Annotated in this window: 10 protein-coding genes; 9 read left to right on the forward strand and 1 reads right to left on the reverse strand. The window is 51.8% G+C overall.

What is annotated here, in order from left to right; translation table 11 throughout:
* Positions 1-97: 97 nt before the first annotated feature.
* From MKY58_RS07165 to MKY58_RS07185, 5 genes are all read left to right on the forward strand, one after another.
* Entirely contained in the window at positions 98-1,879 is a 1,782-nt protein-coding gene (locus tag MKY58_RS07165; RefSeq protein WP_339324017.1) for a sensor histidine kinase, read from the forward strand.
* Positions 1,876-3,426: a response regulator gene (locus tag MKY58_RS07170; protein WP_339324018.1), complete on the forward strand. Its 1,551-nt coding sequence runs from the start codon at positions 1,876-1,878 to the stop codon at positions 3,424-3,426. The genes MKY58_RS07165 and MKY58_RS07170 overlap by 4 nt, the downstream gene beginning before the upstream one ends.
* 18 nt (positions 3,427-3,444) lie before the next feature.
* The gene (locus MKY58_RS07175; RefSeq protein ID WP_339324019.1) at positions 3,445-4,698 is read left to right on the forward strand and encodes an extracellular solute-binding protein; all 1,254 of its coding nucleotides are present in this window, start codon (positions 3,445-3,447) and stop codon (positions 4,696-4,698) included.
* Between the two features lie 415 nt (positions 4,699-5,113).
* The gene (locus MKY58_RS07180; protein WP_339324020.1) at positions 5,114-5,398 is read left to right on the forward strand and encodes a hypothetical protein; all 285 of its coding nucleotides are present in this window, start codon (positions 5,114-5,116) and stop codon (positions 5,396-5,398) included.
* A 129-nt stretch (positions 5,399-5,527) separates the two neighbouring features.
* The gene (locus MKY58_RS07185; RefSeq protein WP_339324021.1) at positions 5,528-6,505 is read left to right on the forward strand and encodes a metallophosphoesterase family protein; all 978 of its coding nucleotides are present in this window, start codon (positions 5,528-5,530) and stop codon (positions 6,503-6,505) included.
* A gap of 139 nt (positions 6,506-6,644) precedes the next feature.
* Here the strand turns inward: MKY58_RS07185 and MKY58_RS07190 are convergent, their stop codons facing one another.
* Positions 6,645-8,249 carry a hypothetical protein gene (locus MKY58_RS07190; RefSeq protein WP_339324022.1) on the reverse strand — a complete coding sequence of 535 codons (1,605 nt, stop codon included), beginning with the start codon at positions 8,247-8,249 and terminating at the stop codon, positions 6,645-6,647.
* A 150-nt stretch (positions 8,250-8,399) separates the two neighbouring features.
* On the opposite strand from MKY58_RS07190, the gene MKY58_RS07195 reads away from it, so the two are divergent.
* From MKY58_RS07195 to MKY58_RS07210, 4 genes are all read left to right on the forward strand, one after another.
* Positions 8,400-10,214, forward strand: a complete 1,815-nt coding sequence (locus tag MKY58_RS07195; RefSeq protein ID WP_339324023.1) for a sensor histidine kinase — start codon at positions 8,400-8,402, stop codon at positions 10,212-10,214.
* Complete coding sequence (locus tag MKY58_RS07200; RefSeq protein ID WP_339324024.1) at positions 10,189-11,613, forward strand: response regulator; 1,425 nt, start codon at positions 10,189-10,191, stop codon at positions 11,611-11,613. Before MKY58_RS07195 ends, MKY58_RS07200 begins: the two co-directional genes overlap by 26 nt.
* Before the next feature lie 426 nt (positions 11,614-12,039).
* Complete coding sequence (locus MKY58_RS07205; protein WP_339325077.1) at positions 12,040-13,386, forward strand: extracellular solute-binding protein; 1,347 nt, start codon at positions 12,040-12,042, stop codon at positions 13,384-13,386.
* Positions 13,387-13,461: 75 nt separating this feature from the next.
* Positions 13,462-16,407, forward strand: coding sequence for an extracellular solute-binding protein (locus tag MKY58_RS07210; protein ID WP_339324025.1), 2,946 nt, complete (start codon positions 13,462-13,464; stop codon positions 16,405-16,407).
* The last annotated feature ends 7 nt before the right edge of the window (positions 16,408-16,414 follow it).

The raw sequence follows: 16,414 nt of genomic DNA on the forward strand, positions 1-16,414 counted from the left end.
TCAATAATGGAGAAATGTGGTCCAATCCGATTGGGTTGCGTCACTTAAAGTATTGATTATGTATGTCTATGAAACAAACTAGGGAGATGAGCAGCAAATGTCATTTTTTAATCGAATGAAGAACCGATTCGCTACCAAAATGATATTGGCGTTTTTGTTCATCATCCTTATTCCGACTATTTTATCTGGATTTTCCTTTTATCTGGAATCATCCGCCTTGGTAAAGAAAAATGTTCGGGCTTCGGCTATACAATTGACTAAGCAAACGGCTGATTCCTTATCGTCGATTCTTAATGTGGGTAGCGATACATCGGATTTGATCTATAGCGACTTAAATATCCAACAATCCGTCAACCACTTTAAAAGCAGCTCTCTCGGTACCCAAGTAGATTTGAGTCGGGACATGGCGGCTCGACTAAATAATGTCGTGTTCTCGAGTTCCTTTGTGAGAAGCATAAATATCGTGAAAGACGGCAGTCTTGGTTGGGGTAGCGGTACATTCTCATCCGTAAAACTAAAGCGAATGGATTTTAGCAGCTTGGAGTGGGTGAAGGAATCTAGAGAGAAGGACGGGGAACTGGTTTGGTTGGGCTTACGTAGAGACCCCTTTAGCGGCGGGGGAGAAAACACCGACCTGGTTCTTCCGATTAGCCGAGCCATGAAAGATTTTCAATCTTTGGATCAAATCGGAATATTACTAGTGAATTTAAACGGGAAGTCAATCATTGATACGATCAGTCAAGTGAAATTAGGTGAGACGGGAAGCTTTATGGTCGTTAATCGGCATGGGAAAATCGTGATTGATCCCGATTTGTCCAAAGTCGGACAAGTGGTTTCTAGCCGGGAGCTTTACGAACAAATTGTGTTAAAAGATGCTGCGGAATTTGAAATAACAATGAAGAATACTCGTTATTACGGAGTCAAGCAGTTGTTAAGCAACGGGTGGATATTGGTGGGTACAGTTCCGGCATCAGAAATTACCGGGGCGCTGGACAAACTTCATAGTCGCATTTTATTAACATCCTCGGGTTTTGCCTTGATTGCCGTCATCATTGGTTTAATCATCGCGAAATGGGTAACCAATCCGATTAAACAATTGACCATCGGAATGAGAAAAGTTCAACAAGGGGATTTGAAGGTTCGCACCCAAGTGAAAGCTACTGATGAATTTGGACTTATGAGCAGGCACTTCAACAAAATGCTTGATGAAATAGAGCTATTGATGACGAGGGTAGGAGAGGAAGAAAGACAAAAAATGGAGGCTGAAATTAAAGCCGTCACCTACCGGATTCATCCTCATTTTCTTTATAATACGTTAAGTACATTACGTTGGCTGATCCGTTCCGGGGAAAATAACCGGGCTGATGAAGGCCTGGCTGCTTTAACCCGTCTCTTGCAAGCCAATATGGGCAAAAACGGCCAACTGATCACCCTTTCGGAAGAGTTGGAGATCATCGAGAAGTACTTGGTCATTTTAGAGATGCGTTATGATTGTAAATATGAACTGGTTTTGAACATAGAGCCTGAATCCAAACATTTCAAAATTCCACGTATGCTGCTACAACCACTTGTGGAAAATGCGGTTTTCCATGGATTCGTTCCTTTGAACCGAGGGGGAAACATTAAGATTTCCTCTATCGTAAAGCCAGGGGAATTATGGATAACGATTGAAGACAATGGAGCTGGTATGAGTCGAGATCAGTTAAAACAACTGACATCGGCTAGCGGACAAAAGAGAATGGGAATCGGACTGATGCATATTTCGGACACTTTGCGGCTGTATTATGATGACGGCTCAACAATGACCGTTGACAGCGAAGTGGGGAAAGGAACGAAAATCTTGATTTTGATTCGTTTCCCGAAGGAGGTTGGAAAATGACAGATCGTGTGCTGATCGTTGATGATGAACCCATAATCCGAAAAGGACTGAAAGGTTTTATCGATTGGGAACTGCATGGACTTCAGTTGGAAGGGGATTGTGCAAACGGGGTGGAAGCGCTGGAGTTGATTCAAACAAAGCCGATCGATATTTTGATTACGGATATTAAAATGCCTCTCATGGATGGTCTTCAGCTTACACAGAAGGCATTGCAGGTAAATCCGGATATGAAAGTCGTTCTGATCAGCAGCTATAACGAGTTTGATTATGTCAGAGAAGGCATGAAATATGGAGCGGTAGACTATTTACTAAAACCTTCGTTGGAAGCCGGAGAACTGATCATAGTGCTGGACCGTTGTAAGGTGATGCTTCAAAAGCAGAGGCAACAAGTCGTAGAGCGGCAAATATTTTCGGAACATGTGCATAAATTGGAGAGAAAACGGCTGGAACAGGAAATTATCCGATGGCTCGTTACGGAGCAGGCGAAAATGAGGTTTACTGATATTTTTGGAGAAACAACAGAAGCTTATGTATGTGCCTTCGGAGTATTGGACGGACTTGAAAAATGGCAAGAGCTGTACGGAAAGCTTCATATCAGTATCATTTATGAAGAAATACAGGCTTGTTTTTATGACCAAATCCCGCAGGGAAGCGCTCCCATTCTTGCAGGTGAGGGAATATTTATGATCTTTCCGCAAGAAGGAGATACAGAACTTATCCTTGAACAACTAAAATCTCGCATCGAGAGTGACCTTCACGTCAGTATCACGTTGGGATTTTGCGTGGAACAAGCAGATGAATGGCTTGAAAGAGGGCTCAAAAAAAGTCGAGAAGCCAGCGTCCGGCGGTTTTATGAAGGGGCGGGAAAATCGTTCAAGTGGAAGGATTCGACTTCTTATACTTTTAAACCCTCTCCGGAATCCATTCCACTGCACCGTATTTTGGATATGATCCGTGAAGCAAGGGATACGGCCACCGTATTGGAGTGTTTCGTTTCTCGCTGGAAAAAGAGAAAGAATCCACCCGACCAAGTGAAGAATGAAGCTTACGAGTTGTTGTCCGCTCTAGCTTATTCCTTCGGAGACGCAAAACTGCTGGCGGATACCCGGGATCGCATTTTACATTCGGAAACCTTGGATGGATTAATCGAGACGATCAACGGGCTGGTCGACGAAATGAAGCATCCGGGTTTTCTTGTTTCCACCGATCGTGGACAAGGCGGGCAATTAATTAATAATGCTATTGATTATATTAAATCCCGTTTTACAGATGAATTAACATTGCAGGAAGTGGCCGATTTTATTCATGTCAGCAAAAGCTATTTTTCAAATTTATTCAAGAAACACACGGGACAAAATTTCATTGACTATGTCATCGACCTGCGATTACATGAAGCGAAACGATTGCTTTTGATGAAGGAGTATAAAATCTACGAAGTAGCTGAGAAATCGGGATTCAATGACGTGAAGTATTTTAGCAGACTGTTTAAGAAAATAACGCAAATGACGCCTGTGGAATACAGGGATAAGCATGATCGGAAAGTATAAAAAGGGAGTGGTTTGGGGATGAAGCGGTTCCTTTGTTTTTTTGTCATCATTGTTATGTTGACTGCTTGCAACCGAAATTCGATCATCACGGACCCTGAAGCTGTCGAAAAGCTAAACAATCCTCAGACCCGTACCATTGAGTTTTGGCACACTTACAGTGATGAAGAAACTCATCTCCTTGAACAAGAGCTCATTCCTGCCTTTGAGAAACAAAATCCGGGGATACGGGTACATCCGGTAAGACATGCAAATAACATTGAACTCAAATACACTCTAATCGCCAAGGCCTCCGCCAACCGCTCTCCTGATGTGGTACGTATGGATGTCGCGTGGGTCCCGGAGTTTTCCCAAAGCGGTTTGCTCACCCCATTGAACGGTTTCCATGATTTTGAATCCGTAGTAAGCCTGCTTCAATCGAGCGCAGGTTTGGTGGGATATTATGAGGGGTTCAATTATTCGCTTCCGGTTAACATTAATACTAAAGTCGCAATATATAACCGTTCTCTTTTGACACAAGCTGGTTTGTCTTCTCCTCCGGAAAGGTTTGAAGAAGTTATTAAGCTGGCAAGGAAAGAACGGTATATGATCGGTCTCGGCGGTTTGGATACATGGAAGACCCTCCCTTGTATTTATGCGCTGGGCGGCAAAATGACTGATGACCAATATAAGCAGGCTACAGGCTACCTTAACAGTAAAGCAACCATTCATGCGGTTGAGGAGTTAGTCTCTTTGTATCAAGAGCAACTGATCGATAGAACTGTTGTCAATGGCGGCGGCGATAACTGGGAAGGAGTCAAATCAGGAAATATTCTCGTCACTGATGAAGGTCCATGGTTTTATAGTGTTTTTCAGGGGGATGAACTGAGTAGGGCCTTAAATTCAACGATAGCGGTTCCTTTTCCACATGAATTTGGTCCGTCCTCAATCGTCGGTGGTGAAGATCTAGTCATTCCTAAGGGGGCTAAACAACCTGAAGAGGCTTGGGAGTTCATGAAATTTATGACGAGTAAACCATCTCAGGAAATCATGGCGCAAACCGGGCTAATTCCAACAAACCGAGAGGCGAAAGTAAAAAACGCAGCGCTGGAATCCATCATTCGTCCTTATGAAGAGGCATTGAACAATAGTTTTTTAAGACCGCCCGTTAAAGCTTGGAGCCAAATTGATGAAATTTATACTTCTTATATGACCCGCATTTTTCAAGGAGAATTATCGGCAGAAGAAGGACTGACTAAAGCTGCGTCTGAAATAGATATCGTTCTGGAGCGATAAGCAATCTTGATTGGAAGTTTACACAAAACTCTAAAAGGTTAGCCAAATATCTGCCTCAAGCGATTTGAGGCAGATATTTTTTGGGGAAATGATCTTCCCCTGTCCAGCCGCCGCTTGGACCCGGAGTTACCCTGCCGGCCGGCGAGGCGTTCGACACGTTCCGGACGTTTGAGCTGGTTCATGACAGCACGGACCGTGAGCGCAAGGGGCTTGCTCAAAAAAGGATGTACCGCGTTTTGGCCCCTTGGGTCGAAGACAATCCGATTTTCATGCACGTCATGAGCGACAGGCCGGACGAGGTGCGGGCGGCCATCGACCAATGCGCCGAGGTCGGCTTCGAAATTGATCTTGTCTTTCGGAAGCTAGCTTTGACAGGGCGATCACCGATTTTTACAAATGGTGCAGTGGAAGCGGCGTGTACCTCAACGTGCCGGACTGGTATTTTCTGAACGGCTCGAACAAAACGGGCATGGGATACCGCGAAGTCAACTGGGACTTGCCGAGGGAAAGGCAGCTGATCTTGGGCCGGCAAAACATTTTTGATGGCACTTGGAAAAAAACGCCGAGTATGGGCTGGATGTTCGTCCCTCCGATGCCTTATCATGGAGGTGGCGCCGAAGCGATTTTTGGAACCGCTTTCCAAACCGATCCCCAGACCGCCTGCCGCAGTAATATACCGGATGAACGGATACTGATTTGATCCGCGGGCAGGAAGGCGCGGCCGTCCTTGATCGGCTGGAATGCACCCATATGCAGAAACGAAGGCAAAGCGCAAGCGGCATAAAACATGCCGCAAAAATCCATAGCAGGAACGGAGGCTGGCCGCAGGATGAACAAAAATTTGAAATTCCGCGATGACGGCACGTTTGTTATCGTGCAATTTACGGACGTCGAGTTTATCGACGAATTTGACGTCGATCCCGATTCCCCCAAACTGGATGCGGAAACAAAAAGCTTGATGGAGATGGTCATCCGGGAGGAGCAGCCCGATTTGATCGTGTTCACCGGAGACGTCATCGCGAGCGCAAGGACGAAAGACCCGATGGCGTCGTTCCGCAAGGCCGTAGCCGTCGCCGAAAACAGCCGCATTCCATGGGCCGCGGTATTCGGAAACCACGATTCGGAAGGGATCGTCACCCGGGCCGAGATGCACCGGCTGCAGCTGGAGCACAAATACTGCGTCGCCAAGGAAGATCCGCCGGGGATCAGCGGGGCGGGAAACTTTACGTTAACCGTCATGAACGACCGCGGCGAAGCGGGAGCTGCGCTTTATTTTCTCGACAGCGGCGATTATTCCCCGTTCGGCGGGTACGATTGGATCCGCAGGGACCAGATCGATTGGTACGTATCGGAATCGAAGGCGTTAACCGGGCAAAACGGCGGGAAGCCGCTGCCTGCGCTCGCTTTTTTTCATATTCCGCTGCCTGAGTACAACGAGGTATGGGAAACGGAAGTATGCTACGGGCATCGTTTGGACGGCACCTGCTCCGCCCCGCGGTTCAATTCGGGGATGTTTGCGGCGATGCTCGAAATGGGCGACGTGATGGGCACTTTCGTCGGGCATGACCATGCCAACGATTTTTGCGGCACGCTGCACGGCATCCGGCTTTGTTACGGCAGGGCGACCAAATACGTCAGCTACGTGGGCGGCGAACGGAAGGACCATTTCCCGACGGGGGCCCGGGTCATTCAATTGAAAGCGGGGGAAAGGGATTTTGCGACCTGGATCCGCCAAAACGACGGGACCGTCGTATACGAGCAGCCGGAGCATCAACCCGAAGGAAAAGAGGTTAAATCGTCGTCATAATAACGGACTTTATGGATGCCGTTGTTTAGTTGCCCGATCCGAGTCCCCGGAGGGTAAGCACATCAAAAAAAAGGCGCGCGGAATTTGAATGTCCGCCGCCTTTTGTCGCGCATCCGACTGCCGACCCGACTTACGCCGGTCATTGGCCCGAGGCAAGTTTGTCGTTGACCTCCCGGATCGCCTGCTGCAGTCCCATTTGGTTATACTTGATGAGGTTTTGCTGCCACAACTTCACGGGGTCGCCCGTGCCCAGCACCGCTTTCGTCAAATCTTCCATCGGATGGATGGCGGCGCTCAGCTTGTCTTTATTGTCGGTGGAAAGCGAAATGATCGAATACATAAACGGCGTTGCCCTTGCGTTGTTCAGCAGCCACCGCATTTCCTCCAGGCTGGTTCGGATGTTTTTTTCGCCGTAAAGCTCTTGGTTGACCGGGTCGAGCCGGTACGACTGCTCCCGTCCCCAGGAAGCCAGGTTGCGGAAAATTTCGGTGGACGGATACAGCTTTTGGAGGCTGACATATTCTCCCGTCTCTTCCCGCGGCCGGGTGATGACGATCTTTCCGTCCCGGTACTCGTAATCCTTTCCTTCGATCCCGTATTTCATGAGCATTTTGCCTTCCGGCGACAGCAAATAATCGTACAGCCTTAAAATCCGGTCCATTTTGCGGTCATCCACTTTGGCGCTGAAATAACTTTCCGTCCAATACGTCGACGCGACGTAATAGTAGCGGTTGCCGTCTTCCGCAGGCCACAGGTGCAAAATTTTGACCGAATCGTAAAAATCTTTGCCGGGATGGTATTGATTCCACATCTGCACCATTTTGCTCAAACTCTGGGGCGTTGCCTTATACGCTAGCGCGCCGGCTTTGCCTTGGGCGAACTGTTCGAGCGCATCGATTTCTTTGACGAGGTAAAAGTTCGGGTCGAGGCCGCCGTCCGCGTACAGCTGCCGGAACTGGGCCGCGACGGCGTTCATTTTGGGGGAGGCGTAATACGGAATCCACTGATCGTCCTCCTGCACCCATTTGCTTGCGGCAAATTGCGGAAACGCGGGGCTGAACACCCAGGACAAATAATCGAGGTTCGCTGCCGTCAGCCCGACCGTATCATGAAGGGCATTGCCGTCCGGATCGTTCTTGGTAAACGCTTTCATCATATCGGAGAATTCCCCGAAGTTTTTCGGGTCCGTGAAGCCGAGTTTTTCCACCCAGTCCTTGCGTACGAACACGACCCGCTCCAGCATCCACAAATCGTTGGTCGGGTACGCGATGCGCGGAAGCATGTACAGCTTTTTGTTGCGGCGCAGCGCGAGCGTATCGGGAATTTGCGCCACCCGGTACACGTTCGGATAAGGAGTCAGATCGTCGGGCAGCGGCCGGATCAAGCGCTGTTTGATCCAATCGGCATAAATCCCCGGCGAGTCGCTGACGAGCGAATGCGCAAACAGGTCGGGAAATTGGCCGGAGGCGGCCCATATTTTGAATTTTTCCTCATCGTCGGCGTCGTTTACTTGCACGGGCTTGATCGTGATGTTGAAATCGCGTTCGATTTTTTGCAGCACTTCATCGTTTTTTTCGAACGCTCTGCCGATGTCCCAAAATGCGATGGAAACGTCCAGATGCTCATAGCCGTCCGACCGGGGCGGGGCTGCGGGCTCAAGCGGTTCTTTGCCGCTGCATGCCGCTCCGCTTACGGCCAGGAAGGCCGCCATCCATACCAACATCAAAGCTTTGAACCGGATCAAACGATCAACTCCTTTGAAAGAAGTCCTTTCCTACAGATCGTAATGGAAAAGAAAGTGCGAGTAAAGAGAATTCTCCTAGCGACTGCCAAACTATGTTAATATGTTCCTAATTATCGTCCATATCCATTAAAATCAACGGAGGATCGGGCCGTGTCCTTTTACCGGAAATTATCGATACGTTCGCAGCTGTCCTTTATTGCCGCATCCATCGCCGCCGTCATATTGACGATCATCGTCGCGACTTATTTTCAAATGTCCGGAATCATCCGGGACAACAACGAAAGGTATACGAAGGATCTTGGCGCGCAAATCAAAGAGACGGTGCATGCGAACAAAGACGTCATCGACCGGCTGATGACGAATATTGCTTATAACGAGGACGTGCAAAAATTCCTGATCGAGCAAAACGCCGCCGAAGCCTACGTATACTCGAAAAAAATCAACAGCCTGCTGATCAATATGGGCAACTTGAAGGAGGGCATTTTGGATATCGTCGTTTTGGGGGAAAACGGGCGTTGGTACGATTTGTACGGAGGGAACAAGCTCGTATCGTATTACGCGAATTCGATTGCGCCCGAAGATTCCATCCGCTATTTCGGCCTCAAGGACTTCGGGGATATGTACCCGTCCCGCAACGTCATTCCGGTCGGCATGAACATGAGATCGCTGCAGCCCGGCGAACGATTTCATTCCGTCATCGGCACGCTGTTTTTCGTCATCGACCCGAAAGCGCTGATCGGACGGGCCGGTTCCTTGTCGAGCGAATCCGCCACGCTTGTGTATCTCGTCGACGGCGACAACAACATCATGTCGAGCGGCGATCCGGAAGAGGTCGGAAGCAGGCTGAGCGGCATCATTGCGGGCCGCCCGGCTTCCACGAAGCCGATGAACCTCGAGCTGAACGGGCAGACCTATGTCGTGCAAAAAGAGAATCTGCCTGAAATCAACAGCATGATGGTCAGCATGATTCCCATGTCCGAGCTGTTCTCCGACATTTCCAAAATACGCAGGCTGGAGCTGGTCATTTCCGTTGCCGGAGCGGCCGTTATGCTGGTGCTGTTCAGGCTGGTCGCGAACAACATTTTGCTTCCGCTCAAAAAGCTGATGTCCTTCATGAATAACATTAAGAGGGGGGATTTGGACAAGCTGAAAAACCGGATTTCCCTTCAGGGATACGCCGAAATCACCGTCATGTCGACCGGCCTGAACAGCATGCTGGATCAGGTCGACCATTTGACGCATCAACTGCTCGAGACAAACGCGATGCTGTATGAAGCCGAGCTGGAAAACAAAAAATCGGAGCTGACGTTTTTGCGGAGCCAGATCAACCCGCATTTTCTGTACAACACGCTGGAGATGGTCAAAGGGATGGCGGCGGTTCGGGGCGTGCATGAAATTCGCGACATCGCCAAATCGCTCGGCCAAATCTTCCGCTACAGCATCAAAGGGGAAAACATGGTGACGCTTCAGACGGAAATGGACATCGTCGAGTCGTATATGCAAATCCAGCAAATTCGTTTCGGCGGGCGATTTAAGGTGGATTACGAGATGTCGGGGGAGGCGCTGGGGTGCCTGATCCCGAAAATGATCCTGCAGCCGCTCGTGGAAAATGCGGTGTTTCACGGGTTGGAGTTAAAGGAATCCCAGGGGACGTTAACCATCCGCGGAAGCGTGCATGACGATCAGGTACTGGTCCTTACGGTCGAAGACGACGGTTTGGGGATGGAGCCCGAGCGGCTGGCGCAGGTAGCCGAGGCTTTGCACCGGCAGGATCGCGACATCGGAAGCCGGAACGAGCCGAGGGTCTCAAGCATCGGGCTCGCCAACGTCAACAACCGGATCAAGCTGACGTTCGGCAGCGAATACGGGCTCGACATCGGCAGCACCCTGGGGGAAGGAACGAAAATAAGATTAAGGATGCCGGCAAGGAGGAATGTTCATGTACAAGGTATTGATCGTCGATGACGAAAGCTGGGTCGTGGAAAGCTTGAAGGCAAGCGTGGATTGGGGCAGCCATGGCTTCGAAGTGTCAGGCGCTGCATATAGCGGATTGGAAGCGCTTCAATGGATGGAACGCGCCAAACCGGAAGTGGTGTTTACCGATATCCGGATGCCGGGCATGACGGGACTCGAGCTGATCAAAAAAGGAAGCGAGCTTCCTTGGGCCCCGAAATTCGTGGTCGTCAGCGGGTACGCGGAATTCGCCTATGCGCAGAGGGCCCTTAATTTCGGGGCATCGGCTTATTGCCTGAAACCGTATGACGAGCAAGAAATTGCCGGCGTGCTTGCCAGATTGAAAAAAACGCTCGATACGGAACGGGTTCACGCCGAATCGCGCCTGTTACACCTGCTGACCGAACGAACCGATGCCGATTCGGACCGCCTGCATGCCGAACTCGCAAAATGGGGGCTTCAGTTGGACCCCGCCCATGGCATCGGCGCGTTGGTAGCGGCTTTCGAAGACGGAACGCAGCCGGACCCGCTGCCCGGACCCGGGCTTCGTTTGAAAATCGGCAGATCGAAAATGCTGTACGTCATGGATTACGACCGGCTCGGGCCTGCTGCCGGCGAACTTGCAGCGCGGCAGGGGTTCAAAGGCGCCGGAATCAGCGGACGATGCGGCGAGGTTCGCATGCTGAAGCAGGCGATCGGGGCGGCTTCTTTGCTGTCCAACCAATATTTCATTACAGGGAAGCCGGGAGTGTTCTGGGACCGGGGGGATGCCCAAGGGGAAGTGAAGGAACGCATCCGGCAAATCGGCGCCGCCATCGGAAATAAAGACTTGACGGCGCTGCTCCGCTGTTTTGACGACATCAAAGGGTTGTTCCGGGAGGGGCGGGTGACGGTTCAGGAAGCTTTGCACCTGTACAACGCCGCTTTTGCGTTTTTGTACAGCGTTCATGGGGACGAAAACGACAGCATGCTGCCGAACTACGAGCAGTTGATGGAGCATTTCGCCAGCGGATTCGACATGATCGATGATTTGAGCATGGCAGCGATCAGGGGCATGGGCCCGCATACCGAATACGAAGCGAAGGAAAGCGGCAACGAAACCTTCAAGTCGATTTTGCAGTATGTGCACGACAACTACCGCAATGCCATCTCGATCCAAACGCTGACGCAAACATTTTACGTCCATCCGAACTACGTCAGCCAGCTGTTCAAAAAGGAAACGGGCGAAACGTTCACCTCCTACGTCACCAGGCTGCGGATTTCTTATGCCTGCGAGCTGCTCAAGCAAACGGGGGATTTGGTCGGCGAAATTGCCGAAAAGGCCGGGTACCAGGATTATTTTTATTTTACGAGAATGTTCAAAAAGGTGACCGGCCGCACGCCGACCCAATTCCGGGAACAATTTTCGTGAACCGCTGCGGATATCGTTTGCCAGACTGGGCGGATGGTTTCCGGTATGGATGAACGTTAGAATCCTATGGACGATTGTTAGCCGTTTGGCGGGAAGCTTGGGCAGTGCGGCAGGATGAGCATGTACGGGAATGCCTCTATGGGATGAATACAAGGGAAAAAGCTTTCAAGCTATATTGAAGAGGAAGGCGGTAATGCGTCGCATGAACGCAGCGTAGATGGACGGGAAAGGCGGCCGCTTTGCCCTTATTGGCAGGGAGATGAAAGCCTGATTCCCGTTTGCCAGTAATGAAAGCGGTTACACTCCGGCCGTACCCGCCATGTCGGAAAGGGGGCCTTGTCGGGAGAGCGATCGAAGCGGAAACATCCGGTGAAGGCAGGATTTTTCAAATCATTGAACATTATAGGGGGGAATCGCTTGAAGACGATGAAAGCATGGTCCATGGCGTTGATGTTTGCGGCGATGCTGTCGATGATCGGCTGCTCCGGCCAAGGCGCGGCGGGAACGACGGGAGGCGATGCCAAACCGGCCGAAAATGCCGCCGGAAACGAGAGCAGCGCTCCGGGGACGCAGGAAACGAAGGAAGAACAGCCCGCGAAGGAACCGGAAGAAAAGCTTGATTTCGGGGGCAAGCCGCTGCGCATCGGACAGTGGTGGGGGATGGACGCGTATTTGAACGACGAGGAAAAAGCGCTGCAAAAGAAAGTCGAAGAAAAATACAACACCAAAATCGAATACGTGACGGTCGAGGACACGACGGCACGCCTGATTACGTCCTCCGTTGCGGGCGAACCATTCGCGGACATCGTCATGATTCCGATCCGCGAGGCGTTTCCGAAGCTGGTCATCGAAGGATACGTGCAGCCGCTCGACGGCGTGATCGACATGAACAATCCGGCCTTCGGCCAAAACCCGGTGACGCTTGCCAACGGCAAATACCAGGGCAAGCAATACGGCGTTACGCTGCCGTATACGGAAAGCCACGGTTTATACTACGACAAAACGCTGCTGCAAAAATTGGGCTTGCCGGACCCGTACGAACTTCAGGAAAAAGGGGAATGGACGTGGGATAAGTTCCTCGACATGCTGAAGCAGGTCAAAGCAAGCGGGAAGGTTCCGCTGTATTTCGACAGCGAGTCGCTGCTCGCATCCGTGCTGATTTACACCAACGAAGGCAAAATCGAAGACGAAGCGACGAACAAATTCGTGATGGACGAACCGAACGCGATGGAAGCCCTGCAGTTTTTCAACGATCTCTACAACGTCCACAAGGTCGTCGGGCGGTCGGACGGAGCCGACTTCGGCAGCGGGAAAACGGCATTCGTCAACGGTTATCGCTGGGATAACCTCGGTTACGTCAAGGATAAACCGAACGATATCGGATACGTCTTTTTCCCGAAAGGACCCAAAGCCGCCGAATACGTCACCCCGTACGACAAAATGAACCTGTGGTTCATACCGCAAGGCGTCGAAAATCCGAAGGCGGTGCTGGCTGCCTGGAGCGAGCTGTACGAATTCGACGTGGAAAAGGGCAAGCAGATCCAGCTGCAGAAAGAAGAGCCGAACATGAAAAACAAAGAATCGCTCGACACGATGAAAAAGATGTTCGACGGTTCGTTCAAGCTGATCAACTACCAGGCGTACGTCGGTTTGCCGGACGTGCTGGAGGAAGCGTTCAAAAACATCGCGAGCGGCAAAGAATCGCCTTCCCAGGCCGTCCAGCGGATCAAGCCGATGGCGCAGGGCGCGATCGACGTCACGACCAAAAAATAAGGCAAAAGTTGCTGTGGTTCAGCACTCCGGCGGATTCGGCCGGGGTGCTGGATTACATATGGAGGGGATGCACCGATGACGCGGAAGTCGAACCGCCGGATCGCGCTGCTTGCGCTGCTGGCCGCGATATGTTTCTTGTTTCCGCAGCCGCTGCCGTTCGCCCCGCTTCAGGATGCGAAGGGGGCAGCCGCACCCGTCGATTCGCCGCTCGCAGGCTTGAAGCTCGGGTCGACGAGCAAAGACAGTTACGATGATTACATTCGCCAATACGAAGGCGCCGGCCGGCCTGACCGCGAGCTGCTCGTCAAAGGGGACGCTTATTCGAGCGCGGAAGGCATGAACGTCACGGTGGTTGAAGGCATCGACGGGGCGGAGGGCAGGGTGATCCAAACCGGCGAATCGGGCAGCGTTTCATGGACGGTGGATGTTCCCGAAGGTGGCCTGTACCATATGGCGCTGCGTTACCGGGCCATGCCGGGAAAAGGCTCGGACATGGACCGGGAGCTTTTGATCGACGGGAAACTTCCGTTTGCGGAGGCCAGAAACCTTGTGTTTTACCGGTTGTGGAAAAATGAAGGCGGCACCGTGCAGGATGAAAAAGGAAACGACATCTACACCGGGCAGGCGGAAGTAGCGATGTGGCAGGAGGTCAGCATTCAAAGCTCGGACGGGCGGCATGAAGAACCGTATTCGTTTTATTTTTCAAAAGGAAAACACGTCATCTCCCTCGTCTCCGAAAAGGAGCCGATGATGATTGATTATATCAAGCTTTTTCAGCTCCCCGAAGTTCCTGCGTACGAGGAAGTGTCGAAGGGTTACCAAGTCAACGGGTATAAGGCAGCGCCGGACGCCTTCATCAAAATCCAGGGCGAAGCGGCAGCTTTGAAGTCGAGCGCCGTGCTGTACCCGATGATGGACCGCAGCAGCCCGGCCACCGAACCTTACGACATGACCAAAATCAGATTCAATACGATCGGCTCGTTCAATTGGTCGAAGGCGGGCCAGTGGATCTCGTGGGACATCGAGGTGCCTGAAGACGGATTGTATAAAATCGGCGTGAAATACAATCAAAGCATGCAGCGGGGAGCCGCGTCGTACCGCAAATTGCTGATCGACGGCAGCGTTCCGTTCAAGGAAGCGGAAAACATCGCGTTCCACTTTTCCCCGGATTGGAAACTGAAAGAAATCGGCGACGGCAAAAGCCCGTACCTGTTTTATTTGAGCAAAGGGAAACATCAAATCCGGATGGACGTCACGCTGGGCGAAATGTCGCTTTACCTGCGCACCATCGAATCAAGCGTGCTGGAGCTCAACAACATGTACCGGCGGATCGTCATGATCACGGGCGTCGTGCCGGACGAATACCGCGACTACCAGCTTGAAACGAAGCTCCCCGACATGATTGACGCATTCCGCAGGCAAGCGGACTTGATCGATTCGATTACCCAGCGGATCGAACAGGCCGGCGGCAGCGGCGACCGGACCGCTACGCTGAAGCGGATCGTCTACCAGCTCCGCGATATGGCCGATCATCCCGATACGGTAGCCCGCCGGCTGGAGACGTTCAAATCGAACGTCAGCTCGCTCGGCTCCTGGATTTACTCCATCAATAACATGCCTTTATCCATCGACTACTTGGTCGTCGCCTCTCCCGAGCGGCGCATGCCGGCCGCAGGCGCGAGCGTATGGAACAACGTAAAACATCAGGTCGGTTCGTTTGCGTTATCGTTTTTTAACGACTACAACGCGCTTGGCTCGTCCAACGGCAAAAACGGAAAAAAAATAAAGGTTTGGATCACGATGGGGCTCGACCAAGCCAAAATCTTGAAGCGGATGGTCGAGGAATCCTTCACGCCGGAAACCGGCATCGGCGTCGAGATCCAGGTCGTAAGCGAATCGGTGTTGCTGCAGGCGATGCTGGCCGGCCGCGGTCCGGACGTCGCTTTCGCCGTAGGCAACGATAAGCCGCTGAATTATGCGCTGCGCGGCGGCGTCGAGGATTTATCGAAATATCCCGGTTTTGAGGAAGTGAAGCGGCAGTACAGCGAGAGCGCTTTTGTTCCGTATGCGTTTGACGGCGCCGTTTACGGTTTGCCGGTGGAGCAATATTTCCCGGTGCTGTTTTACCGCAAGGATATTCTTGACGAGCTGAACCTCGAAGTTCCCCAAACCTGGGATGACGTGTATGCCATGATTCCGGAGCTGCAAAAAAACAATCTGTTGTTCGGGTTCCCGATCCAGGTTCTTGTCAAAACGGGCTCCAACGTCCAGGAGAGCGGCAGCCTGCCCGTCAATCCGACCTTCGGCACGCTGCTTTACCAGAAGGACGGAACGCTATATAGCGAAGACGGCAAAACGAGCGCGCTTGATTCGGAAACGTCGGTTCAGGCGTTCATCGAATGGTCGGAGCTGTACACGACCTACAAGCTGCCGATCGAAACCGACTTCACGAACCGCTTCCGCAGCGGGGAAATGCCGATTGGCATCGCCGATTACACCCGCTTTAACATGATCAGCGTCACGGCTCCCGAATTGAAAGGGCTGTGGGATATCGGCCCCGTTCCCGGCACGAAACGGGAAGACGGCTCCATTCGGCGCGACGTGCCGGCATCCGGGAACGCGGCGGTCATGCTTAAGGGCAGCCAAAACAAGCCGGAAGCCTGGAAGTTTATGCAGTGGTGGTCGAGTTCGAAAGTCCAGGCGAAGTTCGGATGGGAAAGCGAGGCCATTTTCGGGCCAGCAGGCCGGTTTGCCACGGCGAACCTGGAAGCGGCCGGGCAACTGCCCTGGCAGGTCAAGGATTACAGGGTTCTTATGGAACAGTGGAAATGGGCGAAAGGCATTCCGGAAGTGCCCGGCGGTTATTTTACGGGGCGGCATTTGGACAACGCCTTCCGCAGCGTGGTCATTTCCAATGAGGATCCGCGGGAGGCGATCCGCAATTACACGCGATTCGTCAACGACGAAATCACGAAAAAACGGAAAGAATTCGGGCTGCCGGCAGGCGAAAAGGAGAGGTGATTCCGAT

Origin of the sequence: Paenibacillus sp. FSL W8-0194 (genome assembly GCF_037969745.1) — a bacterium.
Lineage (GTDB): Bacteria > Bacillota > Bacilli > Paenibacillales > Paenibacillaceae > Paenibacillus_AQ > Paenibacillus_AQ cookii.

Coding starts and splice junctions, on each gene's coding strand:
- MKY58_RS07165 (WP_339324017.1), top strand. CDS start 98: ATGTCATTTTTTAATCGAATGAAGAACCGATTCGCTACCAAAATGATA.
- MKY58_RS07170 (WP_339324018.1), top strand. CDS start 1,876: ATGACAGATCGTGTGCTGATCGTTGATGATGAACCCATAATCCGAAAA.
- MKY58_RS07175 (WP_339324019.1), top strand. CDS start 3,445: ATGAAGCGGTTCCTTTGTTTTTTTGTCATCATTGTTATGTTGACTGCT.
- MKY58_RS07185 (WP_339324021.1), top strand. CDS start 5,528: ATGAACAAAAATTTGAAATTCCGCGATGACGGCACGTTTGTTATCGTG.
- MKY58_RS07200 (WP_339324024.1), top strand. CDS start 10,189: ATGTACAAGGTATTGATCGTCGATGACGAAAGCTGGGTCGTGGAAAGC.
- MKY58_RS07205 (WP_339325077.1), top strand. CDS start 12,040: ATGAAAGCATGGTCCATGGCGTTGATGTTTGCGGCGATGCTGTCGATG.
- MKY58_RS07210 (WP_339324025.1), top strand. CDS start 13,462: ATGACGCGGAAGTCGAACCGCCGGATCGCGCTGCTTGCGCTGCTGGCC.